The sequence below is a fragment of the Candidatus Paceibacterota bacterium genome, from assembly GCA_035530615.1.
GTDB lineage: Bacteria > Actinomycetota > Actinomycetes > Nanopelagicales > Nanopelagicaceae > QYPT01.
Window position 1 is genome coordinate 1052493 of the sequence record DATKUL010000002.1, and the last position, 12125, is coordinate 1064617.

The window sequence follows — 12125 nt, forward strand, 5'->3', positions numbered from 1 at the left end:
TTTCTTAAACCTTTCGCTGGGATCGTGCAAGTCAAGGATAGCTGGAAACGTCCCGCAAATACCTGATCCGCAGTAAAAGAATGGTTTATTTGCCTCTTGCAGCCAATATCGCATTGCAAATTTGTGACGATCGAACTATTCGTTGAGACCTGCAGAACCTCCATATCCTAAACATCAGCAATCACGACTTTCTTTCTCAAATCTTTACGCAAAATGCGTCGTACTCGAGATAGTCAGCCGCCAGAATCAACTCCTGCATACCCTGCTTATCGCACATAGGAGATGAAATGAAGAAATTTGGCAAGATTGCGGCTGCATTAATAGCCGTGGGTGGGGTTGCACTTTTAAGCATCCAACTCACTAGGGACTCGACTTCGATCAATCCAATCGTTTCCTCTGAGATCTTTGTGGGAGGTGACCTACACACGCTGACCGTGGCAGGTTCACAAATCGTCGTCACAGGTCATGAGAGCGCAGCGATCTCCACAGATGGAGGAAGCAACTGGAAAGCCCTCAAGACTCTTGCAGGTGCCGATGTCATGGGGTGGGCCTCCGGTACCAATACAGTCTTTGCAGGAGGGCACATCGGCCTTTTCAGATCTCAAGGCAATAATGATGATTTTGCTCGGGTTAAATTCTACGAGGGATTATCAGATGTTCACTCTGTGGGTGCGTCCGGACAATTTGTATACCTAGCCTCACCCGATATCGGACTCATGGCTTCGGTGGATGATGGCAAGACATGGACTCTTCGAAATTCCCAAATGGGAAAGGGATTCATGGGTTCGATATTGGTCGATTCAAAAAATCCTATGAAAATTCTCGCCGCTGACATGCAACAAGGATCGCTCTCGAGTATGGACGGCGGGAAGAGTTGGAAAAGCTTGGGTGGTCCCGATGGCCCAATGGCGATGGCGTGGAATCCATCCAATAATTCAGAGATAGTAGTTATAGGTATGACCGGCGCAGGAATGAGCCTGGACGGCGGAAAGACATGGTCAAGTATTGCTGTTCCGAGTGGAGCAGCGGCAATCTCGTTTTCCAAGAATGGAAAACGAATATACGCCGCATCCTTGCAGGCTCCATTTGCTCGCATATTCATAAGTTCTGATCGTGGAAAAAGTTGGTCTCCACTCAAGGCCGCAAGCAATTCCCTCAATTCGGACGTTGCTGCAGATCAACCAACGAGTGACATGGATCCAAACATGCCTGGGATGGACCACTCAGCCTCATCTGATGAACATAACGAGGAGCCAAAACGCCCACTCGCCGCTGTTCTCGGAGTCTTCGGACTAGCCTCGTCCGTAGTGATTTCAACTGCGGGGGTATTGAAACGAAAAGACCGAGTCGCGCGTGAAAAGAAGTTAGCGCAAAGAAAAACACGCGGTGACCAGAAATGAAAACTACAGACAATTTAACGGAATTGGAAGTTGAAGACCAAACCATCGAGTCTCGTGGAGTCGATCTACTTAAATTTCGACCAGTAAAAGCCTTTATGACGAGCCGATATTTTCCCAAAATATTTCAAATTCCCGTCGCAGCCGTCTTCGGTTTAATCGGATACCAACTTCTTGCCGGCCCATCTAGCGCACATGAAAATCCCGGAACGGCCCTCATGTGGGTTCTGTGGTGGCCGCTCATTCCGATCGTTTTTCTCTTCTTAGGCAGGTTCTGGTGCGCTATTTGCCCATTTGCCACGCTTTCGGATTTTGTCCAAAAATTGGTTGGCGTTAACCGACCAGTTCCAGCGTTTCTAAAGCGTTATGGGATCTGGATTATCGACGCCACTTTTATCGCGATCACGTGGGCTGATCATGTATTCGGAATCGTTTCGTCCCCATGGGGCTCTGGGATCCTGCTTTTGCTCATAACTTTCGCAGTAATAGTCTCTGGCGCTTTCTTCCAACGCCGCACCTTCTGTCGCTACCTCTGTTTTCTGGGTGGCCTCTCCGGAAACTATGCACGAACTGGAATGATCGCCTTAAGGGCAAATACTGATATCTGCGAAACATGCTCCTCTAAGGCGGCGTGTTTTAACGGCACCGAAAAAGCTCCAGCTTGTCCGCTATTCACTTTTCCGAGGACGATGGACTCGAACTCGAACTGCGTTCTGTGCGCAAACTGCATAAAGAACTGCCCAAATGATGCGATTACATTGACACTACGGAAACCAACGAAAGAACTTTGGTTTATTCGCAGTCCAAAAGTTGAAGAGTCATTTTTGGCGATGGCAATTATGGGAATTGTCCTTATCCAAAACATAACGATGTTGGAGGTTTGGGATCAAATACTTTCCTCCGTGCATCGGATAACTGGGATAACAAACAGTGCAATCATTTTCACAGGAGTATTTGCCCTGGGTGTCATGCTTCCAGTTGCATTACTCTCCCTTGTCGCCCGAATCGCTTCGCGGAGTAACTTAGAGAGCACATTCCAAAATTTTGCACGATTTGGATATGCGCTCATCCCCCTAGATGTTGCCGGCCATGTCGCCCATAACCTCTTTCATCTTCTAGCCGAGGGCAAGTCGGTCTACTATTCCGTGGGATCATTATTTGGAAGCCAGGCCACTGGCTCCGCTGCTCTCGTGAGTAACGGGACAATTCGAATCCTTCAGTTCTTCATCTTGGCACTTGGACTCTGGGGTTCAATGTACACAGTTCGTCGAATCACCTATCGCCGTTACTCGAGTGCCAGAATGCGCAAGTCAACGTTGATTCCTTATACGGCACTCGTCGGAATCCTCATGGCTCTAAATGTGGCGATGTTTCTCTTCCCTATGGCACACCGCATGTAAAAAAATCAAATAATCGGTAGGGCGAGAGTGAATATCGATCCTAAGTGACGGCCATCGCTAGTCGCGGTGAGCGTTCCGCCATGACCTTGGGCGATGCTTCGGGCAATGGTTAGGCCAAGCCCAGAACCAGAATCTCCCGACGTCCGAGCGCTATCCCCTCGGTAGAGGCGGTCGAAAATGTGTGGAAGTTGGTGTGCCTCCATCCCTTCTCCACTGTCTTGGACTATGAACTGCACAAGACTCTTCACTGCTTTGACCTCTAAAGTCACCTCGTCGCCACGAGAAGTATGTCGGAGGGCATTTTCCAAAAGATTGGAGAGAACTTGTCCAATGCGCTGGGCGTCAACATGCAGCATCGGCAACTGGTCTGCTACTTGAAATTTAAGTCTCACATCCTTGTTCTCATATCTTGGCCGCCACGCGGCAAAGGCCGAGATGACAATCGCGCTGGGATCAACAGGATAAATGACTTTGCTGAGCGATTGATCAAGATTTTGGGATACATCCCGAACGTCGTGGGATAAACGGTTAAGTTTTCCAAGTTGATCACGAATTGTCTTCCACGAATGTGCATCGCCACGAACAACCCCGTCCTCAATACCATCAATGATTGCGCCAACGGTAGCGATCGGAGTACGAAGTTCGTGTGCAAGATCGCTTAACATGCGCTCTTGATTTTCTTTACTAAGCGCCAAGTCCGCCGACATCCCTGCCAACGCGGTGGCCAGTCGATCGAGTTCTGACGATGACCTATCAAAATTCGGTTGCACTCCCGAATTGCCCGCAGCGAGCGTTTCGGCGAATAAAGTCACCCTCTCTATTGGTTTTACGATCCTACGCATAAATACCCAAGCTATTAACCCAGAAAGTATCAGTGAAGTGAGTGCCGAGATAATGAGTGCAAGATTAAATGAGGCAGTAAAAGCCTCGGTTACGTGTGCATGAGCCTCTTCGGAGGTGATCCCCGCTTCTTCCAGGTGCTTGTGAAATATTGAAGGCGCGATATATGACGCGGTGCCGATAAGTATCAATCCAGATAACAAAATAAGAAGTGTCTGCCCGACTAGCATCTGAGTCATGAGACTCCGCTTGCGATGGATTCTCACTTCAATTCCATTCCATAACCAATTCCACGGACAGTTCGAATTAAATCCTCTGAAGCCCCCGCATCAGTGAGCTTCTTTCGCAGGTGGCCAATATGTACGTCCACGACGTGAACCTCACCGAACCACTCGCCTCCCCATACTGACTCAAGAAGAGACTTACGAGAAAAGACATTCTTAGGGTGTTCAATCATGGTTTCCAAGAGATCGAACTCTGTCCTTGTGAGCTCTACTGACGCCTGCCCGACCATAACCGTCCTCGAACTCGCATTTAAGGTGACGGATTCAAAAAGAAAGACATTTGAAAGTGATTCATCATCGCCTTCACTCGATTTCGTTCGAGGCCTACGCAAGATTGCTCTAGAGCGTGCAATGAGCTCTCGCGGCGAAAATGGTTTCACCACATAGTCATCTGCGCCTACCGCAAAGCCAACCACTTTATCTACTTCTTCATCGCGAGCGGTCAGCATCAAGATGTATGCATCAGAAAATGTTCGAACCTGCCTGCACACTTCAATACCGTCAAAGCCTGGCAGCATCACATCTAGAATTATGAGGTCGGGCGGTGCTAAGCGAGCTTTCTCCACCGCGCTTGGACCATCAAGTGCCTGATCGACGATATAACCTTCACGTTCAAAATAACTCACGATCACAGCCGCAAGCTCTGCTTCATCCTCGACTACAAGGACACGAAGTGGATTACTCATGCATGCCTACCTCGAAGTCTCAAAGCGTTGGCGATCACGGAGGTAGAACTTAGACTCATTGCCAGCGCTGCAATCATGGGCGAAAGGATCAATCCAGTAAAGGGATACAGGACTCCGGCCGCAATTGGCACCCCTAGAGAGTTGTAGACGAAGGCAAAAAATAGATTCTGGCGCATATTTGCGACCGTATCCTTCGAAAGTCTCCTTGCCGCTGCAATTGAACGTAAGTCCCCCTTTACCAATGTAACTTGCCCACTGTGCATCGCAACATCGGTGCCAGTACCCATTGAGATTCCGATATTAGCCTGAGCAAGTGCCGGTGCATCGTTCACACCATCTCCAGCCATTGCCACAAATTTTCCTTGGTTCTGAAATTTGCGAACTAACTCCAGTTTGTCGGATGGTTTCACATCGCCATAAACCTCTGTAATATTTAATTTTGAGGCAATACTCCTGGCACTACTCAAGTTATCTCCGGAAGCCATAACCAAATGGATGCCTGAACTCATGAGATCAGCAACTGCTTCAGGGGATGTCTGCTTTATCTTGTCGTTGAGAGAGATCAATCCCAATATCGCATCATCTTCTGAGACAAACATGATGCTTGATCCATGGGAACTAACTTCAGTGGCTTCGAGTCGCATCGGTTCGATATCAATCTTTGAATTGACCAAGAACTGAGCGTTTCCAACCAGTACGCGTTTTCCATCCAACTTTCCCTCTACTCCGAAGCCGGGGTGAGATTTGAATTCAATCACTTTTCCCACGTGCAGATTTTCCTTGGCTGCTTCCCGAACAATTGCGGTCGCCAGAGGGTGTTCACTTAGACTTTCGAGAGTCGCTGCAACAGATAGAACACGACTTTCTTCGATTCCAGAAACCGCGATGACACTCTCCACATATGGCCGTCCCTCCGTCAAGGTGCCAGTTTTATCAACGATCAAAGTATCGATTTTGTGAAAATTCTCAATTGCAGCGGCGTCTTTAAAGAGGATCCCAGAAGTTGCTCCTCTACCCGATGCGACCATGATAGACATCGGTGTTGCCAAGCCGAGGGCACAAGGGCAAGCAATGATGAGTACGGCTACCGCATTTATTACCCCATACGTCCAAGAAGATTCGCCACCGAGTAAACCCCAGACTATAAAGGTCAGTATTGCCACGGCAATTACAGTTAAGACGAAGTAGCGGGAGACCGTATCCGCCATCCTCTGCATGGGCGCTTTGGACCGTTGCGCCTGAGAGACCAGACTTACAATCTGCGAAAGGACGGAAGCGGATCCAACCTTCTCGGCCCTAATGTGAAGTGAACCATCGGAATTTATCGTCCCTCCAATAACTTTATTGGTTACTTCTTTTAGTACTGGCAAAGGTTCACCGGTAAGCATGGACTCGTCAACGCTACTCATACCTTCTATCACTTCCCCATCGACAGGAATCGTCTCTCCAGGGCGGACAATCAATATATCTTTGACCATGACCTGCGTAAGCAGAACCTCCTCATCTGACCCGTCAGCTTTGCGTCGGCGGGCAGTCTTAGGGGCCAATTTCAAAAGAGCCTTAATTGCCGAAGATGTCTCTGCCCTCGCCTTAAGCTCAATGACCTGCCCCAGCAAGGTCAAGGAAATGATTACTGAGGCAGCCTCGAAATAGACGCCTACCTTCCCATCCGTCCGGAACGAAGCGGGAAAAATGTCTGGGACTGCTGTGGCGGCGAAGCTATACACGTACGCCGCCCCGGTGCCCAAACCAATGAGGGTCCACATATTTGGACTCCTATATATGAACGACATCCACGCACGCTGGAAGAATGGTTTCCCAGCCCAGAGAATCACTGGTGTCGCAATTAGTAGAGACAACCACTCTCCACGGTCCGCAAGCGCACCCGGAAGACCAGATCCAACAATGGCGACGAAAATCGCTAGCACAGTAAGTGGTAATGACCAGAGAAAACGCTTCTTGAGATCAAGGAGCTCAACATTCTCGACCTCGGTCTCGAAATCCGCTTTTGGTTCAAGCGACATTCCGCATTTGGGACAATTCCCTGGCTCAAATCTCACAATTTCCGGATGCATCGGACACGTGTACTCGATTACATTGTTATTCATTTAGCTCTCCTATCTCAAAAAAGACTACCTCCCCGCCTACTTTCCTAATTTGATAATCATTTTCTTCATGGCTGCAATTTCTGTGCTCTGAGCTTTCTTGATATTGGCCGCCAAAACTTTCACATCACTTCTTGTCGAGGCGGAAATCCACGAAACCATCTGCAAGGCTCCGGCGTGGTGCTCAACCATCGCCATCAAAAAGCTCTTGTCGAACGCTCTTCCTTTGAGGCTCTTCAATTGGGCAAGTTGAGTTGGGCTTAGCATTCCGGACGCTCCCATGGAGTGACTCGACGTCATAGATTGGCCAGAGCTCTTGATCCAGGAAGTCATTTGAGCGATTTCACCTTTCTGAGCAGCAATAATTTTCTTAGCAAGTCCAATAACATTGGCATTGCTTGAATTCTTCAACGTGTACCAAGACATGGTTATTGCCTGCCGGTGATGTGGAATCATCGCCTGGGCGAACATGATCTCCATATCACCGTAAGCCATAGTGGAGGCACTCGAAAGCCGTGGCGGCAGAGCGCTGGCTGGGAAAATAGCAAATGAACTAAACATGACAGATACAACTGCTGGTAAGAAAATTCGACGAAACATTATTGGACCTCTCTCAATTTGTGGACATGGAAAATACATTTGAGGGGTCAGAATTATGTTCTTGAAACTCCTATGCGTGAAAGAACGAGTGTGGGTGACAGGGCTCCGCTTAGATAGAATTTTGAGAATACGAAGAGATCCCGCCCAACAAGCTCATCACGCCACTTTTGCGACTTCGCGTAAAGTTTACGACTCCAAGTAAGTAGAACAATCAAGGCAATGCTCACGCATACTTCGGCACTGGTTCCGGATACACCGAACGAACTTGAGTCGCCAGAAGAAATACCGTGGTGCCCCGCCGCTGAAGTCAGTCCCGTTCCGTGGACCGATTGAGACGCCATGCATTGATAATGCACGATGGCGACTCCAGAAAAAATGAGAATAATGCCCATCAACCAGAAGCTCAGTTTGCGAATATTGCTCGGCGATGACAGCACTTGATGAGAGTACCAGCGCCAGCAATTATGGGCATTTTATCGATCAACCCAAAGCTGACTTATACTCAAGATTTACTGTGAGAGGCTAGGTGACATGAAACTCAGTAGCGACGTAACTACGCTGGTCGCACTTTTTGCGATCGTCAGCCCTATTACTTCGATCCCCGTCTTTCTTAGTTTGACCGAAACCGTCTCTAAGGAGAAGAGGCGAATCATCGCCCTGCAAACCGCCCTCGTTTCGGGGTTGACGCTCTTCGTTGCCTACTTCGTCGGTGATGTCATTCTTAAATTACTTAGCATCCAGATGGATGCTTTTCGAATTGCGGGCGCGCTAATCATCGGAGCCATCGGGTGGAGCATGGTCATGGGTCGGAAAAATTCCATCCTCGAAGCCTCTCCTATGGGGGCTGCCATTGTCCCCCTCGCTATCCCGATGATGGCCGGACCTGGCGCGATTGCAACAGTGATAGCAATTGGCAATTCTGACGTCGGAATAGTCCGTATCGCGGATGTGATAATAATTCTCGTTCTTTCGATTCTAACCGGCATCTTGCTACTTGCAGCAGAGCCCATCGAACGAATTCTGGGAGAGCAAGGACTCATGGTGGTTACACGAATTTTTGGCTTGCTACTACTCGCAATTGCAGTCTCCACCGTGATGTCAGCTATCGCTTCAGCATTCCCTGGTCTCACGCAATAAGCGGTAATAATTCAGTAAATATTTGGCTAGCCAGTTCTTTAAGCGGAGTTTCAAAGGCTTGGCCATAAGTTGGAAAAGCGTGAACGACATCGCACCAGAGTGATAATTGAATTTCCGCCCGAATAGCCAGCGATGCTTCGGCCATCCACTCATCAGCGTGCGGACCAATAGCAGAAGCGCCAATGAGCACGCCGCGGACGGGATCGGCCGTCAGAACGAGTAGACCGCCTGCTTCCCCATCGGTAACCGTTCGAGAGACGTCCTTCAGATCGATGCTAGCCGTTAGATATCCCTCCCGGTTCATCGAATTGGCCATTTTCCCAACGCTTGCAACTGGTGGATCTGTATATATTGCTCGTGGAATCGCCACATAATTCGCGACCTGTTCCATACCTAGCAGGTTAGAAGTAACAATGTGCCCTTGATAACTTGCCGTGTGGGTGAATGGAGCAATACCTGTTACATCTCCGGCTGCCCAAACATGCCTTTGGCCGACGACCCGGCAATGTTCATCAATAAGCACGGTCCCTTTCTTGTCGAGCTCGATCCCCAGAATTCCCAAGCCAAGATTCGTCGTATCTGGATGGCGGCCGGAGGCAATAATAATTTTCTCCACGATGCAATAAGAACCGCTTGAGAGATGAACCAGAATCTGGTTTTCGGTTGCAAGTTCGACTTTAAGCACTTCTGTATTGAGCAGAATAGTTACGCCATCATCCTCTAAATTCTCCGCAAGTCTGGCGGCAACATCGAAATGCTCTTGGTCGGCGAGTTGGGGTCCAGATTGGACAAGTGTGGTTTCTGATCCAAAACGAGTGAATATTTGCGCCAATTCGCAACCAACGGGTCCGCCACCAATAATCAGCACGGAGCGTGGACAGTCACCCGCAGATAACGCTTCATCACTCGTCCAAGAGTCCACCGTTTCCAAGCCCTCAATTTTTGGAATTGTGGATAGAGATCCCGTGGCGATTACCAGATCCTTCCAACCCAACTCCAGTTGATTAATCGATATCAGATTGGGTCCGGTCACAAACCCACTGCCTCGAAATAGTGCGATACCCGCCGCCTTCACGGCCGCGCTGCTTGCGGAATCGTCTCGATAGTCAGCTATCCGGTCGCGTCGTGCAGCGGACCAATGGAACGCCTCATTGTCACTATCCATAATGAGGGGCGTACTTGAAGCACCAAATGCGACAGTATTTTTTGCCAATTTTCTTATTTGGGTACTTCGCAACATTGCCTTGCTGGGAATGCAGGATACATAGGCGCATTCTCCACCCACTCGCAATTTTTCAATGAGAGCGACCGAGCGGCCAGCCTTGGAGAGAGTCTTGGCGATCAACTCTCCAGCCGATCCTGCACCCAAAACAACCACATCAAATTGCTTCATTTTTTCACGGTACGCCTAAAGAGGAACAATAACAACGAAAAATGTCTCAATAAATGCACATCTTTGAAGATATATTCACAGAGAATTTATAGAATAACGACTTGCTTTTAGGATTACAGTGAAGGAATCCAACTAGTTTCTGGAGAGAATAGATGGAATGCGGCTGTCGGAATGGTAGCTAAATATCTCCGCGCGGCGCACTTTCTGCCAACACTTATAGTAACCACGCTCGTCCTACTACTTTCGAGAACGTTATTCAATACTGGAGATTCAATTCTGATTGCACTTACAATTTTTAGCGGTCAGTTAGTTGTTGGCTGGAACAATGATCTGATTGATGCACCGCGAGATCGACTACAAAAAAGATGGAGAAAACCCGTAGCATCGGGCGAACTTGCTGAATCAGACTTGAAATTGGCCATTTATGCTGTATTGGCACTTTGCGTAGCCCTCTCACTCCTTGGACCCTTGGGTATTCGTGGAGGTTCGCTACACCTGCTCGCTGTTGGATTTGGCCTTTCTTACAATCTCTACTTTAAGAACAATTTACTTTCCCCCATTCCATTCATGTTTGCCTTCGCTGCCCTGCCTGCCACTCTCTATGTTGCTGCACACAAGACTCCCCCTCTGTGGATAGTTATTTGTGGGGGTTTATTTGGAATAGTTGGACACTTCGCAAACGTGCTGAAGGATATGGACGAAGATCTCACACTTGGAATCCGTGGCCTGCCACAAATCGTTGGTACCAAAAAAAGTATCTTTATTGCTGCAATTGGCCTAATTTCTATCTCATTAATTATTTCAATGCACCGGCAAACTCTGATTCCTTGGTTTGTGATTTCACTTCCCCTCGCAATTGCATTGATCACTTATAACCCAAGAAAATTTGGACATCCAACAATTATGTTGCTCGCACTCATGGACGTCTATCTGTTGTTTTAACTGGATTAGCTGCTCTCCACTCTTTAGACATCGATCGCAACCACTCATGTGGGGTTAACGTTTTCGAAATTTTCTAGGATCAATTTTTTTCGCGTGATATTTCGCTTTGATCAACAGTGATTCAGCCCAAGTAAATTCAACGGCCAGAACTATCAACCCTAGAATTACAAGTGGCATAGTAAATGGTCCTGGGAGTACAACGAGCGCGACTCCCAACGCGATCAGAGTAGAGCCAATTACCAGAACGATAGTTTTTCGAACAGATCCCGGAAGAGCCGCCCAGAGTTTGCGCCAGACCATCATGAGTCTTCATCCGTATCCAAAAGGGTAATTCGACCAGCGTGAGCCTTCGCCGAAGGATCCGCCTTACTCTTGATCAAGCTGGCTACGGTTGAGACCACCAAAATTAATCCAATAACGCCGAGGCTTGCGACCGTCGGGACTTTAGGAATTTCTTCGAAAATCTCATGAAAATAAGTCAAGATCAATTTGACGCCAATAAAAATAAGAATGAAAGAGAGACCAAGCGATAGGTAAATTAACTTATCAAGCAAGCCCTTAAGCAAGAAATATAGAGCTCGTAATCCCAAGAGGGCAAACGCATTAGCGGCAAACACTAGGTAAGGCTCAGATGTCACACCAAAGGTTGCTGGAATTGAATCCAGGGCAAAAAGCAAGTCAGTCGAGGCGATGGTAACGATGACTAAGAGCATGGGGGTAGCAAAGCGCTTTCTATTTACACGGATAAAGAGGTCGCTTCCATGAAATTCATCAACTATCGGGATTGACTTTCGGAGTCGGCGGACAACGAAATTCTCATTGGGATCGGGATCTTCATCCCAATGCCTAAACAAACCAATACCAGTCCAGACCAAAATTGCTCCGAAGATAACGAACGTGAAACTAAATGAGGCAAGAGCCACTGCCCCCACAGCGATAAAGGCCGCCCTCAATACCAGCGCGAGTAAGACACCAATAAGAAGTATTCGCTGGTGATAAATACTTGACACCGCAAATTGAGTCAAAATTATGACAAAGATGAAGAGGTTGTCGACGGAAAGAGAGTACTCGACCATATATGCGGCAAAGAATTCCAACCCAGAGGTCGAGCCAAAATAGTTCCACACCCAGAGTCCGAAGCCAACTGAGATGCTGACGTAGAAGATAGTCCAAGCAATTGCTTCTTTAAACTTCACATCGTGAGGCTTTCTGCTTGCGGTAAACAGATCAATAAAAACTAAAATCAAAATGACCGCAACAGTTATCGACCAGGTTAATAAAGACACATTCATTGAAGACTCCCTTGATAGCCATTAGTAAGACATGGTCAAGGTCTCCCTA

General features: G+C 48.0%; 12 protein-coding genes. 4 read left to right on the forward strand and 8 right to left on the reverse strand.

The features are described from left to right. The first annotated feature begins 287 nt into the window (after window positions 1-287). A complete protein-coding gene (locus VMW30_08335; GenBank protein HUW88364.1) occupies window positions 288-1400 on the forward strand; it encodes a sialidase family protein in 1113 nt (370 codons plus the stop codon). Beyond that, the gene (locus tag VMW30_08340; GenBank protein ID HUW88365.1) at window positions 1397-2797 is read left to right on the forward strand and encodes a 4Fe-4S binding protein; all 1401 of its coding nucleotides are present in this window, start codon (window positions 1397-1399) and stop codon (window positions 2795-2797) included. The genes VMW30_08335 and VMW30_08340 overlap by 4 nt, the downstream gene beginning before the upstream one ends. Window positions 2798-2802: 5 nt before the next feature. Here VMW30_08340 and VMW30_08345 read toward each other — a convergent pair whose 3' ends face one another. Genes VMW30_08345 through VMW30_08365 form a run of 5 tightly spaced genes read right to left on the reverse strand, consistent with a single transcriptional unit; the run spans window position 2803 to window position 7749 of the window. Next, complete coding sequence (locus VMW30_08345) at window positions 2803-3876, reverse strand: ATP-binding protein (protein ID HUW88366.1); 1074 nt, start codon at window positions 3874-3876, stop codon at window positions 2803-2805. A 23-nt stretch (window positions 3877-3899) separates the two neighbouring features. After that, a complete protein-coding gene (locus tag VMW30_08350; protein ID HUW88367.1) occupies window positions 3900-4607 on the reverse strand; it encodes a response regulator transcription factor in 708 nt (235 codons plus the stop codon). Further along, window positions 4604-6715, reverse strand: coding sequence for a copper-translocating P-type ATPase (locus VMW30_08355; protein HUW88368.1), 2112 nt, complete (start codon window positions 6713-6715; stop codon window positions 4604-4606). The genes VMW30_08350 and VMW30_08355 overlap by 4 nt, the downstream gene beginning before the upstream one ends. A 36-nt stretch (window positions 6716-6751) precedes the next feature. Next, window positions 6752-7312: a DUF305 domain-containing protein gene (locus VMW30_08360; GenBank protein ID HUW88369.1), complete on the reverse strand. Its 561-nt coding sequence runs from the start codon at window positions 7310-7312 to the stop codon at window positions 6752-6754. A gap of 53 nt (window positions 7313-7365) precedes the next feature. Beyond that, complete coding sequence (locus VMW30_08365; protein HUW88370.1) at window positions 7366-7749, reverse strand: hypothetical protein; 384 nt, start codon at window positions 7747-7749, stop codon at window positions 7366-7368. Window positions 7750-7843: 94 nt separating this feature from the next. Between VMW30_08365 and VMW30_08370 the strand changes: the two genes are divergently transcribed. Further along, complete coding sequence (locus VMW30_08370; GenBank protein ID HUW88371.1) at window positions 7844-8449, forward strand: MarC family protein; 606 nt, start codon at window positions 7844-7846, stop codon at window positions 8447-8449. Here VMW30_08370 and VMW30_08375 read toward each other — a convergent pair. Beyond that, the gene (locus VMW30_08375) at window positions 8439-9842 is read right to left on the reverse strand and encodes an NAD(P)/FAD-dependent oxidoreductase (GenBank protein ID HUW88372.1); all 1404 of its coding nucleotides are present in this window, start codon (window positions 9840-9842) and stop codon (window positions 8439-8441) included. The genes VMW30_08370 and VMW30_08375 overlap by 11 nt on opposite strands. 171 nt (window positions 9843-10013) lie before the next feature. On the opposite strand from VMW30_08375, the gene VMW30_08380 reads away from it, so the two are divergent. After that, a complete protein-coding gene (locus VMW30_08380; GenBank protein ID HUW88373.1) occupies window positions 10014-10784 on the forward strand; it encodes a UbiA family prenyltransferase in 771 nt (256 codons plus the stop codon). Between the two features lie 54 nt (window positions 10785-10838). Here VMW30_08380 and VMW30_08385 read toward each other — a convergent pair whose 3' ends face one another. After that, window positions 10839-11087 (reverse strand): PGPGW domain-containing protein, encoded by a 249-nt coding sequence (locus VMW30_08385; protein ID HUW88374.1) that lies wholly within the window; start codon window positions 11085-11087, stop codon window positions 10839-10841. Further along, complete coding sequence (locus tag VMW30_08390) at window positions 11084-12076, reverse strand: TerC family protein (GenBank protein ID HUW88375.1); 993 nt, start codon at window positions 12074-12076, stop codon at window positions 11084-11086. The genes VMW30_08385 and VMW30_08390 overlap by 4 nt, the downstream gene beginning before the upstream one ends. Window positions 12077-12125: the final 49 nt, after the last annotated feature.

Excerpts from the sequence above, each read along its gene's own strand:
- VMW30_08375 (HUW88372.1), bottom strand. The coding sequence starts at position 9,842 with ATGAAGCAATTTGATGTGGTTGTTTTGGGTGCAGGATCGGCTGGAGAG.
- VMW30_08335 (HUW88364.1), top strand. The coding sequence starts at position 288 with ATGAAGAAATTTGGCAAGATTGCGGCTGCATTAATAGCCGTGGGTGGG.
- VMW30_08360 (HUW88369.1), bottom strand. The coding sequence starts at position 7,312 with ATGTTTCGTCGAATTTTCTTACCAGCAGTTGTATCTGTCATGTTTAGT.
- VMW30_08345 (HUW88366.1), bottom strand. The coding sequence starts at position 3,876 with ATGACTCAGATGCTAGTCGGGCAGACACTTCTTATTTTGTTATCTGGA.
- VMW30_08340 (HUW88365.1), top strand. The coding sequence starts at position 1,397 with ATGAAAACTACAGACAATTTAACGGAATTGGAAGTTGAAGACCAAACC.
- VMW30_08350 (HUW88367.1), bottom strand. The coding sequence starts at position 4,607 with ATGAGTAATCCACTTCGTGTCCTTGTAGTCGAGGATGAAGCAGAGCTT.
- VMW30_08355 (HUW88368.1), bottom strand. The coding sequence starts at position 6,715 with ATGAATAACAATGTAATCGAGTACACGTGTCCGATGCATCCGGAAATT.
- VMW30_08370 (HUW88371.1), top strand. The coding sequence starts at position 7,844 with ATGAAACTCAGTAGCGACGTAACTACGCTGGTCGCACTTTTTGCGATC.
- VMW30_08385 (HUW88374.1), bottom strand. The coding sequence starts at position 11,087 with ATGATGGTCTGGCGCAAACTCTGGGCGGCTCTTCCGGGATCTGTTCGA.
- VMW30_08390 (HUW88375.1), bottom strand. The coding sequence starts at position 12,076 with ATGAATGTGTCTTTATTAACCTGGTCGATAACTGTTGCGGTCATTTTG.
- VMW30_08380 (HUW88373.1), top strand. The coding sequence starts at position 10,014 with ATGGTAGCTAAATATCTCCGCGCGGCGCACTTTCTGCCAACACTTATA.